Genomic DNA, 15,149 nt, shown 5'->3' on the forward strand with positions numbered 1-15,149 from the left:
TTACACTCTATTGACTTTGAAATTGCCCAAATACGCGATATATTCGGCGTATTGAGTGATGACGTAACCTTAATAGGTGCTGAAAATGCGCTTGTCTGTCCTGCCTATTATCCTGAGCGGTTCGCTTGCCGGTTGCGCGCCTGGCGTCATTAGTGATGACGCGGAGGCGCTGGCCGTTTCTAGAGGCGCTTGTGGTGAAAATGGCGGTGCAGCTTGCGCTTTCAACAATAGCCCAGTTCAGTTGGATCGCTCTAAACCTTTGCAAATCCAGTCGAGGGTAAACACCTTTTACCGGGTTGCAGAACCGCTTCAGTTTGTCGATGGAGAAGGCGTAAGCTGGGTGGCTGACTCAGGGACAGTCACAGATGGGGCTTCGATCCCTGATATATTTGTTCCGATTGTCGGTTCCCCAACTACAAAGGAATTTGTCAACGCAGCGGCCATTCATGATGCGTATTGCGGGATTGGCAATGAAAACGGGCAGAGGTTCCATAGCAATTCGTGGCAGCGTGTCCATGTGATGTTTTACAATGCGCTGCGTGCGGGTGGTACTTCGTCGATCAAGGCCAAAATTATGTTTGCTGCAGTTTACCTTGGGGGGCCACGCTGGGGCGAGCCTTATCGGCGCCCAAGCGAGAATGCCAGCACGTCTGAAATGCAAGAAGTGATGGTTCTGGCCAAGGAATATATCGAAGTTAAGAACCCGAACCTTGATGATTTGATTTGGTGGCTGGATCGTGCTGAAGGCGGCTTTGCGACAGCAGCTGGATCTGGTGACCAAGGCGGTTCTGGCGGTCGCGGCGGCGATGGCGGTGGAGAGGGCGGCGACCGAGGTGGCCGTGGTTCATCATCATCTGGTGCGTCTTCTGCCAGTGGAGGTGGGGCATCTGGCGCTGGTTCGTCTGGTGGCGGCGATGGCTCGTCCGGTGGCGGTGATGGCTCGTCCGGTGGCGGCGATGGCTCGTCTGGTGGCGGCGATGGCTCGTCTGGTGGCGGCGATGGCTCGTCTGGTGGCGGCGATGGCTCGTCTGGTGGCGGCGATGGCTCGTCTGGTGGCGGCGATGGCTCGTCYGGTGGCGGCGATGGCTCGTCTGGTGGCGGCGATGGCTCGTCTGGTGGCGGYGATGGCTCRTCTGGTGGCGGCGATGGCTCGTCTGGTGGCGGCGATGGCTCGTCCGGTGGTGGCGATGGCTCGTCCGGTGGTGGCGGTGGCTCGTCCGGTGGTGGCGATCCAAATGGCGGTTGATCTTGGTTAAGTATTTGTAATAATATTAAATTATCCGCTTATTGATGATTTGATACTATCTGCAACTGGCGCGGGCTTGGTCAGTTTCATCACTTCAAGCATAATTCTTCTGAATACTCACATGTGGTTTTGCAGAGCTGAACGGATAGATTTGCTTGCTGATATCGTTTTTGTGACGCAGGGTTCCGCTTGGGATTTGCTGACCTGCCGTGGCACGGTCCGTGCAACGACAAGGGAGACCCAATAATGATCGTCGATGTGGCCTTGCCGCTTTCTCTGGCCTTTATCATGTTTTCACTGGGCTTTGGTCTGACACCTGCTGATTTCGGTCGCGTTCTGACCATGCCCAAGGCGGTTGTCGTGGGAATGATCCTGCAAATTGTGGCTCTGCCTGTGATTGCCTTCGCATTGTTGCAGGTTTTTTCGCTGCCGCCTGTCTTGGCCTTTGGTGTCATGTTGCTGTCGTTTTGCCCCGGCGGTGTCACGTCGAATGTCCTGACCAAAATGGGTGGAGGCAATGTGGCACTTTCGATCACTCTGACGGCTGTGGTCAGTCTGCTGTCGATGCTGACTGTACCGTTTCTGGTAGCTTGGGCCGCAGATCAATTTCTAGGCACGCAAGCCCCTGATATTAACGTGGCTTCAATTGCGATCGCCATGTTTGCCATTACGGTATTGCCGGTTTTACTTGGGCTGGGTTTGCGCAAGCTGGCAGGCGCCAGCGCGATGCGGGCTGAGCAAATTATTACGATCATTGCCATGGTTCTGTTTGCGGTAATCGTTGTCGCAGCATTGGCGGTGAACTGGACGTTGATCACCGAGAAATTCTGGCAATTGGGGCCACTTTTGATGGTGATGAACGTGGTGCTTTTGATCGTGGGAGTCTCAATTAGTCGCCTATTGGGGCTGTCAGGCCCCGATGGCATCTGCATTTCCATCGAAATGGGGGTGCAGAACGCAGCGCTTGGCATCGCGGTGGCTGGTCTCGTGGCACAGACGGCAGGTATCTCAGAATTTGCCATTCCTTCAGCGTTATATGGCATCACCATGTATCTAGTGAGCATTCCCGGTATTTTCATTTTGCGCAGGTTCTTCAACCAGGCCTGATCATCGGTCATAAGTTTGATCTGAGCTCCGGCTTGACACGCCGGCCTATCTTGCGGCACAGGGGCGTAACCCTGTGCGATCAAACTCGTGCGAGCAGCCTTGAGTAAAGAGAGCTCCGATGTCCGACGACACTGCTAAATCCGACAAACACCCCACTGGCGCGCCATGGCGGAATTTTTATGGCCGTCTTAAGGGCAAAACTCTGAAGTCGAGCCAACAGGCCTACCTTGCTGAAGATCTGCAAGCGTTGTCCCCTGGGGCTGTCGATTGGGACGTCAACCCGGATCGTAATGCGATCGATCTGCAGGCGCTCTTTGGTGGTAAACCTGTCTGGCTTGAGGTTGGTTTTGGCGGTGGGGAACACATGGTGCATCAGGCTGCGCAGAACCCTGACACCGGTATCATCGGATGCGAACCCTACATTAATGGTGTGGCCATGCTGCTGGGTAAAATCCGCAAGGCAGGTGTTGAAAACCTAGCGGTGCACCCAGGCGACGCGCGCGATATGTTTGATGTGTTGCCTACGGCATCAATTTCTCGGGCCTTTCTGCTCTATCCAGATCCATGGCCCAAAAAGCGCCATCATCGCCGCCGGTTTGTCACGGCTGAGCATCTGGAGCCTTTGGCGCGGGTTTTGAAGCCGGGTGCAATCTTCCGTGTCGCGACTGATATTCCCGACTATGTTCGCCAGACAATGCAAGAAGTGCCCAAGCACGGCTTTGAGTGGCTAGCAGAGGGGCCAGATGACTGGCGCAATTGTTGGGACGATTGGATTTCGACCCGGTACGAGAAAAAGGCCCTGCGCGAAGGTCGCACACCACACTACATGACATTCCGCCGCAAGGCTGAGTGAGTTTAACTATCGAGCTTATCGCCCAGGCGAGCTAACATCTCGACGCATTGCTGCATCTGATCGATCGATACATATTCGTCGGCCTTATGCGCCTGATCAATAGATCCGGGTCCGCAAATGACCGCAGACATGCCATAGCCTTGGAAAATGCCCGCCTCAGTGCCAAAGGCCACCAGATCAGTGCCGTTAGCACCGGTCAGTTCCATGATGATATCACGTGCCTCATTTTCCTCGACCGGCTCCAACCCGTCGATCTCACCTATACTGTCCACACGAATGCTGGCCCCGGGCGAAACCGCCTGCATGGCAGGCAGCAGCACGTCGTTGCAATAGCGGTGCAGATTGTCATTGACGAATGTTGCATCAGACGTTTGCACTGGACGCATGTCCCAATCCACCTGTGCTTGTTCAGGGATCACGTTGTGCGCCACGCCACCGTGTAGCGCCCCGGTACTGATGGTGGTCCAAGGCGGGACAAACTGGCTGCCTTCGGGTGCCATGCCGCGAAGTTCTTCTTTGAGTTCAAGCAGGCGTCCAATGTAGCGGGCGGCATATTCTACTGCGTTCACACCTAGGTCGGGGGCTGATCCGTGGCCAGCGAGGCCACAAAAGTGGGTGCTGTATTCATAGCACCCCTTGTGGCCTTCAATCACGCGCATCGAGGTCGGCTCACCAATGATCGCGACACCGGGGCGGATATCATGCGCTTTCAAGCTTTCAATCAGATCCACCGCCCCGAAACATCCGATTTCTTCGTCATAGGTAAAGGCAAAATGCAGCGGCCGGGCGTTCACCCGTTTGGCAAGGATAGGGGCCATAGAAACAGTTGCTGCGATGAAGCCCTTCATATCACAAGCGCCGCGCCCATAGAGCAACCCATCACGTTCCACCATCTGAAACGGATCGCTTGTCCAGTCTTGGCCGACAACAGGAACCACATCACTATGACCGGACAGTACAATGCCACCATCAACATCGGGGCCGATAGTGCCAAAAAGATTGGCCTTTTTACCCGTGCTGTCCTGAAACACCTGTACTCGCGCACCGACATCTTCCAGCCGGTGAGCCAGGTGATTGATCATATCCAGATTACTGTCTTTTGAGACGGTCGGAAAAGCAATCAGCTCGCCCAGAAGGTCGATGGTGTTTTCTAATTCTGACGTCATAGGGGGCGTCCACTGTTGAGGGTGTTTCGTGGACTGTGTGAACATTACTGCTGGGCGTCAACTTAATTGTGGTGAAGAAGCTCAATCTGCATTCAGTTCAGTGCGCAACGTATAAGCCGCTTTCGATCATGCCGGTCGCAAAACTCCGGCGTTCCTTGAAACATTCAACTGTTCTGTTGTCTTCCGGGCCGTCGATGATGCAACGCACGTTGCCGCGGCCGCTTTTCATGAAGGCATTCAGCAAAGTCTTTGCATCCCGGCCTTCTGGCGTGCTGATAGGCGGACAGAGCACCGCTTTGAGCGTAGCAAACTCCCCGCGGATCAGCATCTGATGCCCTGATATCGCTTTCCATGCGACGGCGCGGCCATCGATCACGCGTGTCGATTCGGCTTGGATCAGCGTTGGCCATAAAACGGCTGTGATCAGAAGAGAGAGACGCATGGGCTCTCAAAGATATGTTCTTTCGCAACAAGTCAACTGGCAAGAGCGGAAGATAAGCGCGGAGGGCCTGTAAGCCGGATTCTGTCCGGGGGCGGACCCCCTGGATGACCATTCATCTAGACCTGCTGTTACCAACAGACCTCTAGCTGCCAACCCGGACGGCCGGGCCAAGGCTGGCCCATATGCTGTCCCTATTTGGCATTGCTCCCGGTGGGGCTTGCCGTGCCGGTCCGGTTGCCCGTCCCGCGGTGGGCTCTTACCCCACCGTTTCACCCTTACCCCAGCAAGTGGGGCGGTCTGTTTTCTGTGGCGCTTTCCCTCGGGTTTCCCCGGCCGGGCGTTACCCGGCACCGTTGCCTTGTGGAGTCCGGACTTTCCTCGTGGTGTTACCACCTCGCGGTCATCCAGCCCTCCGCGCAAGGGGCGGTTTAAGCCTTTGGGGCAGGGTGGTCAACGCCGAGTTTTACTCAGGGACGTAACGGGGATAGGTGGTTTTGCTGTGGTGTGCAAAATCAAGATCGATCTCAGCAGTGGCGAAGGGCTGCTCAACTGAAGTGGTTGTCAGAATGTCACCTTCGGGGTCGATAATCCAACCCAATCCACCTGCGTTCAGTTTTTCCCCTTCAGGTGCCCAAAGGTTCGACGACAGGCAATAAGCCCCAGAACATACTGCTGCCGACTGTCCGCCGGCCAGCCACTTGTCGGTAGAGCCATGCGGAGTGGCGCGTGGCACGCACAGGAGATCAGCGCGGGAGGCCCCATAGTGGCGTGCCCAGTCGAAAAACCACATCTCAGTGCAGATTTGCACGCCGATCCGCATATTTAACGCACGCCCCAAGTCAAAGGACTTAGGTCCACGGTCATACCAGCTGTGCTCCCAATACCCGTCTTCGTCAGGAAGATAGTATTTTTCATGCACTGCTGCCGCTTGGTTTGTATCCGCTGACCAAAGATATGCCTGATTACGGCGACTGCCATTGGGTTTAACGATGGGGCGGGTACCCATGATAGCGCGTGTGCCAAAATCAGATAGGCTCGCAATTTGATGGTCGTGATCCAATACGGCCTGCTGCCAGCGAGCAGCCTCAGGTTTGGGATCTGCTGCGAGCCAATCAGAAAATCCCATTTCCGGCAGCAGTAGAAAATCGGTACCCTGCTCTGTGATGTGTTGCTTCAGGTCGTTCAAAAACCCGTCCAGATGGGGGGCACGTGGGTCGATTTGGCAAACGGTGACTTTCATGAGCAGCCTCTATAGGTGGGTGAGTTAGGAAGAGTTTTAGAAGAAACATCTCGACAAAATAGTAGTAATTAGTTTCAAAAAGAAAGTTATTATGTCTAATTGTTATATTGATTACATAAACCGAAAGGTGGGAATGGATATGGATGAAACTGACCGCCAATTGATATTCCTATTGGGGGAAGACGCCCGGCGCTCGGCCACTGATCTGGCGGCAGAACTCGGGGTTTCGCGGGTAACGGTGCAAAATCGCATCGATCGCCTGATAGCCAACAGCACAATTACGCGATTTACGATCACGTTGGGGCAAGGCGAAGATAGTGCAGGGATTGAGGCTTTGGTTTTGTTGCGCCTATCGAATGGCGATAGCCGTAAGACCATAGCCAGATTAAGAGAAATGACTGAAGTTCATTCCTTGGCATCAGCCAACGGCATGTATGATTTTATCCTTGAGTTGCGCGTTGCCACATTGCCGAGGCTGGATCAGGTGTTGTCTGAGATCCGGCGTCTGCCGCTTGTTCTCGAAAGCAATAGCTGCATTCGGATGAAGCAGTTCAAATAACATCAGGCTTTGCGCAAAGGTCGGAAGTCGTCCGTGCACAAGGGCCCTTGTGCATGAGGGCGATAGCGCAGACGCACGGCCTCCAGCAATGTTCTGTCATCGGCCTCGCTTGTATATCCTGCGGCCAGTGCCAGCGTGCGAAACTGATCCATTGACGGTTGCTGGGGGCCATCTCCCGTATAGCGCGGAGCGGCCAACCCGATGTGCTCCAGTCTGAGCCAGTCAAATCTTGGGCCGGGGTCGCATTTGCGACCTGGAGCCATATCTGAGTGTCCGATTACGCCCTCAGGACGGATATCCCAACGCGACATGATACCCTGCATCAACACTTCAAGTGCTGCCATCTGAGGTTCCGGAAAGGGATGTGTGCCAGTATTGGCCAACTCAATCCCGATGGAGCGCGAATTGATATCTTTCTGACTATGCCATTCACCTGCGCCCGCATGCCAGGCACGCATTTCTTCTTTGACCATCTGCCAGACAGTTCCGGTCTCTGAGATCAGGTAATGTGCGGACACTTCAAATTGTGGATCACAAAGCCGTGCCAGTGCAGCCTTGGCGCTTTGCATGGCCGTGTAATGCAGCACAATAAGATCGGGCCGCAAGTCATTGCGACGCGGCCCAAAATTAGGAGAGTGGTGGTAGATCATATGGTCTCACACCGACATGGTCATGACAGATTAGCCGTTAACCTTGCGGAATGGGCGTGGATCCCATGAGCAGGCGAAACCATCGCCATCTGGATCAAGACCCAAACGGTCGTTCTGCGGTCCACCTCTGGATAGGAATTCTTCTTGCGCCTTGTCTGATGACGGGTATTTCGAGCAGTTTTTCTGGAAACGTGCTTGTTTGTTCAAGCCTGGGCGGCTGTAAACCTGTGTGCCCGGCGCATTGCTTGTATTCAGCGCATAGGCCACAATATTTGGCCCGCCACTGCCTGAACGTTGAGGCAGAGCAGTTGGCTCTACTACCTTGTATTGCTGCTTGTTTGCGGCGATCAAGGCTGCATCGCTTTCAATCGAACGCTGGGCGCCGACAGCGTTAAAGTCATTCTCGCTGGATATCCCGGCGGCACCGCTTACGGTTTGCGGAACTGGCGCATTGGCATTGGTCTGTACCTGGGCGGCACCAGAGTTGGCCTGTGTTCGCAGTAATGCAGCCTCAGCTTCGGCGGCCAGCGCCTCGGCAGAGGATGCGCTGCTTTCGCCAGAAATAGCCGTGGCTGGGGGAATGGCTTGACCGGCTAAGGCGGCATCACGCGCGGCTTTCTCAGTCTGGTACTGGTTGTAATTTTTGAACCCCACACCGGCCCCGCTGTCGGGGACGGTTGTCTGGCATGCTGCCAGCCCAACAAGGGCCATTGAACCGATCAAAATACGCATGTGCTGTTGTCCTGCCATCTGCTTTTCGGCGTCTTACCACCATTTTGCGGGTTTGGCTACAAACCCGGCGGCCTCTTCCAATGCGTAAGCGGTATTGAGCAAGTCACCTTCTTCCCACGGACGGCCAATCAATTGCAGACCTAGAGGCAGGCCCTGTTTGTCGATACCAGCAGGAACCGAAATTCCTGGTAGTCCGGCAAGGTTGACGGTGACGGTAAAGACATCGTTGAGATACATTTGCACCGGATCGGCGTCTTTCATTTCACCCAAACCAAAAGCTGCTGATGGCGTCGCGGGGGTCAAGATCGCCTCCACGCCAGCGGCAAACACATCATCAAAGTCTTTCTTGATCAGTGCACGCACCCGACGGGCGCGGTTGTAATAGGCATCATAAAAGCCCGCCGACAGAACATAAGTCCCGATCATCACCCGGCGTTGAACCTCTGAGCCAAAACCTTCGGCGCGGGTTTTTTCGTACATCTCGGTGATGCCATCACCTTGTGCCAGTTGCGCCCGATGGCCGTAGCGTACACCGTCATAACGCGCGAGGTTCGATGATGCTTCCGCCGGGGCAATTACATAATATGCAGGCAGGGCGTATTTGGTGTGTGGCAGGGAGATATCGACAATCTCGGCTCCTGCGGCCTTGAGCATCTCAGCGCCATCAGCCCAAAGTTTTTCGATCTCTGCAGGCATGCCGTCCATGCGGTATTCTTTTGGTATACCGATTTTTTTGCCTTTGATGTCGCCGGTTAGCATGGCTTCAAAATTCGGCACGGCGAGTTCAACGCTGGTCGAATCCTTGGCATCATAGCCGCACATGGCTTCCAGCATGATTGCGGAATCGCGCACGGATTTGGTCATTGGACCAGCCTGATCCAGCGACGAGGCAAATGCCACGATGCCCCAACGTGAGCAACGGCCATAGGTCGGTTTTATTCCGGTAATGCCAGTAAACGCAGCGGGTTGACGGATTGAACCGCCAGTATCCGTACCGGTAGCGCCCAAACAAAGGTCGGCAGCAACCGCGCTGGCGGATCCACCGGAGGAACCACCTGGCGTCAATGCAGCGTCATCATTGCCGCGACGCCATGGATTAACCGCGTTGCCATAAACTGAGGTTTCGTTTGAAGACCCCATGGCAAATTCGTCCATGTTCAGCTTACCTAGCATCACTGCGCCTGCATCAAACAGGTTTTGCGAAACGGTAGATTCGTATTCAGGGATGAAACCTTCGAGGATGCCACTGCCGGCCTGACTGGCGACCCCTTTGGTGCAGAAAAGGTCTTTTATTCCCAGCGGGATGCCGCACATTGCGGGCGCGTCATCGGCTTGAATGCGCGTATCCGCCGCCGCCGCCTGTTCGCGGGCCAATTCTGGCGTGTTGTGAACAAAAGCCCCCAATGCATCTGAAGCTTCGATTGCGGACAAGCAAGATTCAGTCAATTCAATTGCAGTGATCTCTTTAGCACGCAGCTTGTCGCGGGCGTCGGATATGGTCAATGTATTGAGGTCTGACATTATTCAACCACCTTTGGAACTGCGAAAAACCCTTCGCGCGCATCTGGCGCATTTGACAGAACCTTGCCCTGATAACCACCATCGGTAACTTCATCCTTGCGCCGTTTCAGGCGCATTGGGGTGACACTGGTCATTGGTTCAACGCCCTCGACGTCAACTTCGTTAAGTTGCTCGATGAAACCCAGAATATTGTTGAACTCCTGTGCCAGGGCAGGAAGGTCGTCTTCCTCCACCCGGATGCGGGCCAGTTTGGCCACACGAGCGGCTGTATCTCGGTCGATGGACATGGGTCTCTCCGTCTGTCTTGTTAGCATCAGCGTTTAGCGCTCAAGAGGGCAGGGTGCAAGCTGCTTGGCACTGTCCCATGTTGGGTTTTATGGCAACGAAAGTACAAGAGGATGGATCACCTGACGAGGCGGGAGCCGGTAACGTTAATCTGACCTGGCTATATTCGTGTGTTTGCCAAATTTTCCGGCACTTATTGCATTAATGACTGACATTTTAGCGAAGTTACTGTGTCGCCATTGCGCGGCGCTCGCGCATCATCACCGCTCCGATTGCGAAGACGCCCAGAACTGATGAGACCAGCATAATCCACAAAAGCGGAAAGGCGCCACTATTTGAAGTCAGCATCACTCCTGCCAATGCAGACAGGGCAGCGCCCCCACCAATCATCAATGCGCCCGACAGGCCACTGGCGGTTCCAACCAAATCTGAGTGCACAGACAGGGCACCGGCTGTGGCATTGGGGATGGTCATGCCGTTCCCAAGTCCTAGAAAGGTCATCAGGCCAAAAAAGCTGAGGGCTGATCCAATGTTGAGTTCAAACATCAACAGGTTAAGGGCGATACCCGCTGAGGCAATCAATGTGCCCCACAATACCATACGGTTTACCCCAACCCGCACAGACAGACGTCCGGACAAGAAGTTTCCGAGAAGATATCCAATTGCCGGGGCACCAAAATAGAGGCCGAGTTTAGCCGGGGGCAGGTCGAACACATGGGCCCCAACAAACGGTCCACCGCCAAGGTAGGCAAAAAACGCACCGGATGAAAGGGCCGAGGCCATTGAATATCCCCAAAAGCGATATGATTTCAGCAATGTCGGGTATTCGCGAAATTGATTTCGCATGCGCCCGTTCCCCAGTGGTGCTGTTTCCCCGAGATCGGCCCAAGTGATTAGCGTCACAAGAGCGCCTAGAATAAAAAGCAGCCAGAAATTTGCATGCCAGTCAAACAGTTGATCCAGTACGCCACCAATGGCGGGGCCAACCATAGGCACAATGGCCATTCCCATTGTGACGTAACCAATCATCGACGCGGCCTGATCTTGAGGAACCATATCACGCACGATGGCCCGGCTTAGTACCATGGCGGCGACAATTGCTGCTTGCAGCATACGGAAGGCCAAAAAGACATAGACGTTGGTCGAGATGATGCAACCCAATGTGGCAAGCAGGAAAATGGCCATCCCAGCCAAGACAACCGGGCGGCGGCCAAACCGGTCTGAGACCGGCCCCAAAACGACTTGCATCACCGCAGTGACCGCGAGGTATAGTGCAACCGAAAGCTGCAAGAGACGGTAATCTGTTTTAAAATAGATCGCCATGCCGGGCAGGCTGGGAAGAAACATGTTCATTGCAAGCGCTGAAATGCCGGCCAGCAAAATCAACGTAAGAATATGGGGTGGTGTAGAGCGATTTAAAAAAATGGAATTCGTGGGTTCAACCATACTAAAATGGTTATGTAGCTCTTTCCCGGATGTCCAATCAAATAAATGAAATTTGCACATTTGCAAATATTACAAATATAGTCTTCAAAGATTTGCAAATTTGCGGAATATTCCTTTTTATGCACGCCCCTTTTTTCTATTGTGCGGGAAATCTCAAAGGGGTCCGTGATGAAAGATATCTTGCAGCAACTCGAAGATCGCCGTGCGGTTGCACGCCTTGGTGGTGGTGAGCGCCGTATTCAGGCGCAGCATGGCAAGGGTAAACTGACGGCACGCGAACGGGTCGAACTGCTGCTGGATGAGGGCAGTTTTGAAGAGTTTGATATGTTCAAGGCGCACCGCTGCACGGACTTTGGTATGGAGAAAGAGCGGCCTTACGGTGACGGTGTGATCACCGGCTGGGGCACAATCAACGGCCGTATGGTCTATGTGTTCAGTCAGGACTTTACGGTTTTTGGTGGATCTTTGTCAGAGACACATGCCGAAAAAATATGCAAAATCATGGATATGGCGATGCAAAATGGCGCGCCTGTCATCGGTATCAATGATTCGGGCGGTGCCCGCATTCAAGAAGGTGTTGCGTCTTTGGCAGGTTATGCCGAGGTTTTTCAGCGCAACATCATGGCCTCGGGCGTCATTCCGCAAATCTCTGTGATCATGGGGCCCTGTGCTGGTGGCGCGGTCTACAGCCCAGCGATGACAGATTTCATCTTTATGGTGAAAGACAGTTCTTACATGTTTGTTACTGGACCGGATGTGGTGAAAACGGTGACCAACGAAGTGGTGACCGCCGAAGAACTGGGAGGCGCCTCGACGCATACCAAAAAATCCAGCGTTGCCGATGGGGCATTTGAAAATGATGTTGAAGCGTTGGCCGAAGTGCGTCGTTTGGTTGACTTCCTGCCTCTGTCAAATCGGGAAAAGCCACCAGTACGCCCATTTTTTGATCAGCCGGGGCGGGTCGAGGATAGCCTTGATACGCTGATCCCTGATAACCCGAATACGCCGTATGATATGAAAGAGCTGATCGAAAAGGTTGCCGACGAGGGTGACTTTTACGAAATTCAAGAAGATTTCGCCAAAAACATCATCACTGGATTTGTCCGTCTTGAAGGGCAGACTGTGGGCGTTGTTGCCAACCAACCTATGGTTCTGGCAGGTTGTTTGGACATTGATAGTAGCCGTAAAGCTGCACGGTTCGTGCGGTTCTGTGATTGCTTTGAAATCCCGATCCTCACACTGGTTGATGTGCCGGGTTTCTTGCCTGGCACCTCCCAAGAATACGGCGGAGTGATCAAGCACGGCGCTAAACTGCTGTTTGCTTATGGCGAGGCCACGGTTCCAAAGGTCACGGTCATCACTCGCAAGGCTTATGGTGGGGCCTACGATGTTATGGCGTCCAAGCACTTGCGTGGCGATTTTAACTATGCTTGGCCCACTGCCGAAATTGCGGTGATGGGCGCCAAAGGCGCGACCGAGATTATTCACCGTGCGGATTTGGGTGACGCGGACAAAATTGCCAAGCACACGCAAGATTATGAAAACCGATTTGCCAACCCGTTTGTGGCGGCAGAAAAAGGCTTTATCGATGAGGTTATCCAGCCGCGTAGCACCAGAATGCGGGTTAGTCGGGCGTTTGCGTCATTGCGCAACAAGAGCCTGACCAATCCGTGGAAAAAGCACGACAATATCCCGCTTTGATCAATGAGCAAGAACTGGCATATCCTGCGTGATGCGAATGGGCTCACACTGGCCCGTCATCTGCCTGTACGTTTTGATGTGCAGGCAGAGACAGAGTTGCCTTTGGCTGTTCCGCTCAGACTGGCGCATCAGGTGCGGCAGGATATGTGGCGGGCGTTGCAGAATGTTCGGGGATTGTCACCGATTGTACAGGTGTCTGAAGTGGCTGGTGGGGTGCGCGTTATCGCAGGGGCACGTATCGAAGGTCGCTATCCGCACACTATCATCTCCCGGATCGAAGCAGTTTTGAATGACCCGTCAAACCGGCAACGTTGGATCAGATGTGCACGACCAAGGTCGACATCACGGAATATCTCCGATGGGGGGCATTCATGACCCAAGTTCGGAAACTTCGCGGCACCATATCTTGGTATTTTGCGCTGATGCAGTGTGTGCGAGGCGTGCGGCAGGTTGTATTGGCTTTGTTTTGCGTCGCAACATCAGCCAGTGCCCTAGAGCTAAGCGAGCAAGAGGCTGTTATCTTGCCGTCTGGCATTGAGGTCTACCTGCAGGAAATGCTTTGGGATCGGCCCGCGGGCGGGCTGGCATATCGGTTCCGCTTTGTCAGTCCTGACTTTACGGAGGGAAAGACCGAGTTGGGTTCCGTTCAGGCGGATCTGGATTATTTGTGCGATAGCTATGCTCTGCCGCGTGTGGCGGTTGTGGTTGGGCCAAAGCCGTCACAGATCATTGTGTCGTTGGCGGACCAACCATCGGAGTTTGGCGTTTTTGATGCCGAAGTGGTGCAGGTCTTTGAGGCGTATCGCATTGAAGGTGATGCCTGCGTCTGGGAGGCCTTTTGATGTTTTGGCGTTTTGCAGGCAGACTTGACGGCTTTCAGATGGTAACCGATTTCAGGAATGAAAGTCTGGCGGAAACATGGTCTCTTTCGGTCAGGCAAAACAGAGACGGAAAATGGATATGTCACACCCTATCAAAATGGTCTTCGCAATCGGTTTGCTTACTGGCATTGCTGCTTGTGCGCCACCTGACGAAGAATTCGTCGTTTATAACTCAGAACCAATTGTGGCTGAGTAAGCCCACATCTGAAAATACAAATAAGTTCATTGCGAACGTGATTGGGCAGGGGGATGTGCCTGCCAAAGCGTCCCTTTGTCTTTCTTGGATCACTAAGGAGGCAATATGCTAAAGCATAGAGGGTTTCCGGGACGTCTTCCCGGATCGGATTTTCAATTTGTCATCAGGCGGGCCAATCCCAAAGGTGTTACGCCTTTGTTGGTACGAGAGCGTTATCGGGACCGCCGGCCGGCGGATCGCCGGGCTGATGCGGCTTTCTTGCGCGCATTGTGGGAACATTTCGGTGATCAACCGTTTGAACGCGGCAATCTGGATGCCGGGCGTCTGAGTTGGTTATTTGGACGTGAGGTGATCGCCGCTGATAGTGACTTTGACCCCGAGAGTTATGATGCGCTTTTGATGGTGGATGTTGCCGCCGCCCGTGCCACGTTTCCGGATGTATTCGACGGAGACCCGGACTGATGGGCGCGTGGCTGGATCTTATCGTGCATCGCAACGGCATGATTTTGCCTGTAGGTTGCGAAAATGCGCAAGATACAGCCGATGCGGGCGAAGCCTGCGGAAGGCGCTTTGCTTTGCGGCACTTCAATCGCAATGTGAGTGTAGTAGTGGCGACTCTTCCCCAAAGGGTCGGGACATTTTGTCTATTCCGTTACCCTTCCCCTATTGGGCGGCACTGTGCTGACAAGCGCAGGCCGCCCATTTTTGTGACGCGGCCGAAAGGCGTGGACCTTCAGCAAAAGATTGCCAGAATTGCTTTTGTATTATGGAAAGGTTTTGACTGGCTGGCCTCAATCGGATTCAATGCGCCCATAAAAGAAAGCGCAAAAAGAGGCGGTACCAAATGCAGATCAAACGATTCACACTCCTATTGTTGGTGGCTGCTACGGGGCTTGCCGCTTGCGGCGACACACTCCCACAACAAGGGCTTATCGGCGCAGGCGCCGGTGCGGGAACCGCGCTTGTCCTCGGTGGCAGTGTCGGAACAGGCTTGGTTGTTGGCGCAGCGGGCAACGTCGCCTACTGTCAGGCAACCAAAAAATGCTAATCTGAACGGCCGCCCCTTTGGGGGGGCTCGTTTCATGCCACAACAGGTCATCGGTGCATTGCGCGCCGGTGGCCTT

The 15,149-nt window shown here is 54.1% G+C and carries 17 protein-coding genes and 1 other RNA gene; 9 read left to right on the forward strand and 9 right to left on the reverse strand.

The features are described 5' to 3' along the window. The first annotated feature begins 85 nt into the window (after window positions 1–85). The 3 genes from D9A02_RS10265 (at window position 86) to trmB (ending at window position 3,206) form a co-directional block, all read left to right on the forward strand. Window positions 86–1,246: a DUF1353 domain-containing protein gene (locus tag D9A02_RS10265; protein ID WP_120500885.1), complete on the forward strand. Its 1,161-nt coding sequence runs from the start codon at window positions 86–88 to the stop codon at window positions 1,244–1,246. Window positions 1,247–1,492: 246 nt separating this feature from the next. After that, the gene (locus D9A02_RS10270; protein WP_120500886.1) at window positions 1,493–2,353 is read left to right on the forward strand and encodes a bile acid:sodium symporter family protein; all 861 of its coding nucleotides are present in this window, start codon (window positions 1,493–1,495) and stop codon (window positions 2,351–2,353) included. A gap of 118 nt (window positions 2,354–2,471) precedes the next feature. Then, a complete protein-coding gene (trmB, locus tag D9A02_RS10275) occupies window positions 2,472–3,206 on the forward strand; it encodes a tRNA (guanosine(46)-N7)-methyltransferase TrmB (protein ID WP_120500887.1) in 735 nt (244 codons plus the stop codon). A gap of 2 nt (window positions 3,207–3,208) precedes the next feature. On the opposite strand, the gene argE is transcribed toward trmB, so the two are convergent. The 4 genes from argE to D9A02_RS10295 form a co-directional block, all read right to left on the reverse strand. Next, window positions 3,209–4,372, reverse strand: coding sequence for an acetylornithine deacetylase (argE, locus tag D9A02_RS10280; RefSeq protein ID WP_120500888.1), 1,164 nt, complete (start codon window positions 4,370–4,372; stop codon window positions 3,209–3,211). 97 nt (window positions 4,373–4,469) lie between these two features. Further along, window positions 4,470–4,814 carry a hypothetical protein gene (locus D9A02_RS10285; RefSeq protein ID WP_120500889.1) on the reverse strand — a complete coding sequence of 115 codons (345 nt, stop codon included), beginning with the start codon at window positions 4,812–4,814 and terminating at the stop codon, window positions 4,470–4,472. Window positions 4,815–4,868: 54 nt separating this feature from the next. Next, window positions 4,869–5,230, reverse strand: an RNA gene (rnpB, locus tag D9A02_RS10290) — RNase P RNA component class A. 47 nt (window positions 5,231–5,277) lie between these two features. Continuing rightward, on the reverse strand, window positions 5,278–6,054 hold the full coding sequence (locus tag D9A02_RS10295) for a carbon-nitrogen hydrolase family protein (RefSeq protein ID WP_120500890.1): 777 nt from the start codon (window positions 6,052–6,054) through the stop codon (window positions 5,278–5,280). Window positions 6,055–6,193: 139 nt separating this feature from the next. Between D9A02_RS10295 and D9A02_RS10300 the strand changes: the two genes are divergently transcribed. Further along, window positions 6,194–6,613, forward strand: coding sequence for an Lrp/AsnC family transcriptional regulator (locus D9A02_RS10300; protein WP_162933028.1), 420 nt, complete (start codon window positions 6,194–6,196; stop codon window positions 6,611–6,613). Between the two features lie 2 nt (window positions 6,614–6,615). On the opposite strand, the gene D9A02_RS10305 is transcribed toward D9A02_RS10300, so the two are convergent. The 5 genes from D9A02_RS10305 to D9A02_RS10325 form a co-directional block, all read right to left on the reverse strand. Beyond that, window positions 6,616–7,263: an N-acetylmuramoyl-L-alanine amidase gene (locus D9A02_RS10305; RefSeq protein WP_120500892.1), complete on the reverse strand. Its 648-nt coding sequence runs from the start codon at window positions 7,261–7,263 to the stop codon at window positions 6,616–6,618. Window positions 7,264–7,293: 30 nt separating this feature from the next. Then, the gene (locus tag D9A02_RS10310) at window positions 7,294–7,995 is read right to left on the reverse strand and encodes a hypothetical protein (protein WP_120500893.1); all 702 of its coding nucleotides are present in this window, start codon (window positions 7,993–7,995) and stop codon (window positions 7,294–7,296) included. Between the two features lie 33 nt (window positions 7,996–8,028). Beyond that, a complete protein-coding gene (gene gatA, locus D9A02_RS10315; RefSeq protein ID WP_120500894.1) occupies window positions 8,029–9,516 on the reverse strand; it encodes an Asp-tRNA(Asn)/Glu-tRNA(Gln) amidotransferase subunit GatA in 1,488 nt (495 codons plus the stop codon). Next, window positions 9,516–9,803: an Asp-tRNA(Asn)/Glu-tRNA(Gln) amidotransferase subunit GatC gene (gene gatC, locus D9A02_RS10320; protein WP_120500895.1), complete on the reverse strand. Its 288-nt coding sequence runs from the start codon at window positions 9,801–9,803 to the stop codon at window positions 9,516–9,518. The genes gatA and gatC overlap by 1 nt, the downstream gene beginning before the upstream one ends. A 223-nt stretch (window positions 9,804–10,026) precedes the next feature. Further along, complete coding sequence (locus D9A02_RS10325; protein ID WP_120500896.1) at window positions 10,027–11,247, reverse strand: multidrug effflux MFS transporter; 1,221 nt, start codon at window positions 11,245–11,247, stop codon at window positions 10,027–10,029. A gap of 168 nt (window positions 11,248–11,415) precedes the next feature. Here D9A02_RS10325 and D9A02_RS10330 point away from each other — a divergent pair, with 168 nt between their 5' ends. The 5 genes from D9A02_RS10330 (at window position 11,416) to D9A02_RS19440 (ending at window position 15,073) form a co-directional block, all read left to right on the forward strand. Then, window positions 11,416–12,948 carry an acyl-CoA carboxylase subunit beta gene (locus D9A02_RS10330; protein ID WP_120500897.1) on the forward strand — a complete coding sequence of 511 codons (1,533 nt, stop codon included), beginning with the start codon at window positions 11,416–11,418 and terminating at the stop codon, window positions 12,946–12,948. A gap of 3 nt (window positions 12,949–12,951) precedes the next feature. Continuing rightward, window positions 12,952–13,323, forward strand: a complete 372-nt coding sequence (locus D9A02_RS10335; RefSeq protein WP_120500898.1) for a hypothetical protein — start codon at window positions 12,952–12,954, stop codon at window positions 13,321–13,323. Continuing rightward, on the forward strand, window positions 13,320–13,790 hold the full coding sequence (locus D9A02_RS10340) for a DUF6497 family protein (RefSeq protein ID WP_254054605.1): 471 nt from the start codon (window positions 13,320–13,322) through the stop codon (window positions 13,788–13,790). The genes D9A02_RS10335 and D9A02_RS10340 overlap by 4 nt, the downstream gene beginning before the upstream one ends. Window positions 13,791–14,130: 340 nt before the next feature. Beyond that, entirely contained in the window at window positions 14,131–14,487 is a 357-nt protein-coding gene (locus D9A02_RS10345; RefSeq protein ID WP_120500899.1) for a hypothetical protein, read from the forward strand. 382 nt (window positions 14,488–14,869) lie between these two features. Continuing rightward, a complete protein-coding gene (locus tag D9A02_RS19440) occupies window positions 14,870–15,073 on the forward strand; it encodes a hypothetical protein (RefSeq protein WP_120500900.1) in 204 nt (67 codons plus the stop codon). Window positions 15,074–15,149 lie beyond the last annotated feature (76 nt).

The sequence above is a fragment of the Roseovarius sp. EL26 genome (assembly GCF_900327775.1).
Lineage (GTDB): Bacteria > Pseudomonadota > Alphaproteobacteria > Rhodobacterales > Rhodobacteraceae > Roseovarius.

What these genes read in the sequence shown, in the direction of transcription:
- D9A02_RS10270 (WP_120500886.1), top strand. Translation starts at nt 1,493, where the DNA reads ATGATCGTCGATGTGGCCTTGCCGCTTTCTCTGGCCTTTATCATGTTT.
- trmB (WP_120500887.1), top strand. Translation starts at nt 2,472, where the DNA reads ATGTCCGACGACACTGCTAAATCCGACAAACACCCCACTGGCGCGCCA.
- argE (WP_120500888.1), bottom strand. Translation starts at nt 4,372, where the DNA reads ATGACGTCAGAATTAGAAAACACCATCGACCTTCTGGGCGAGCTGATT.
- D9A02_RS10285 (WP_120500889.1), bottom strand. Translation starts at nt 4,814, where the DNA reads ATGCGTCTCTCTCTTCTGATCACAGCCGTTTTATGGCCAACGCTGATC.
- D9A02_RS10295 (WP_120500890.1), bottom strand. Translation starts at nt 6,054, where the DNA reads ATGAAAGTCACCGTTTGCCAAATCGACCCACGTGCCCCCCATCTGGAC.
- D9A02_RS10300 (WP_162933028.1), top strand. Translation starts at nt 6,194, where the DNA reads ATGGATGAAACTGACCGCCAATTGATATTCCTATTGGGGGAAGACGCC.
- D9A02_RS10305 (WP_120500892.1), bottom strand. Translation starts at nt 7,263, where the DNA reads ATGATCTACCACCACTCTCCTAATTTTGGGCCGCGTCGCAATGACTTG.
- D9A02_RS10310 (WP_120500893.1), bottom strand. Translation starts at nt 7,995, where the DNA reads ATGCGTATTTTGATCGGTTCAATGGCCCTTGTTGGGCTGGCAGCATGC.
- gatA (WP_120500894.1), bottom strand. Translation starts at nt 9,516, where the DNA reads ATGTCAGACCTCAATACATTGACCATATCCGACGCCCGCGACAAGCTG.
- gatC (WP_120500895.1), bottom strand. Translation starts at nt 9,803, where the DNA reads ATGTCCATCGACCGAGATACAGCCGCTCGTGTGGCCAAACTGGCCCGC.
- D9A02_RS10325 (WP_120500896.1), bottom strand. Translation starts at nt 11,247, where the DNA reads ATGGTTGAACCCACGAATTCCATTTTTTTAAATCGCTCTACACCACCC.
- D9A02_RS10330 (WP_120500897.1), top strand. Translation starts at nt 11,416, where the DNA reads ATGAAAGATATCTTGCAGCAACTCGAAGATCGCCGTGCGGTTGCACGC.
- D9A02_RS10335 (WP_120500898.1), top strand. Translation starts at nt 12,952, where the DNA reads ATGAGCAAGAACTGGCATATCCTGCGTGATGCGAATGGGCTCACACTG.
- D9A02_RS10340 (WP_254054605.1), top strand. Translation starts at nt 13,320, where the DNA reads ATGACCCAAGTTCGGAAACTTCGCGGCACCATATCTTGGTATTTTGCG.
- D9A02_RS10345 (WP_120500899.1), top strand. Translation starts at nt 14,131, where the DNA reads ATGCTAAAGCATAGAGGGTTTCCGGGACGTCTTCCCGGATCGGATTTT.
- D9A02_RS19440 (WP_120500900.1), top strand. Translation starts at nt 14,870, where the DNA reads ATGCAGATCAAACGATTCACACTCCTATTGTTGGTGGCTGCTACGGGG.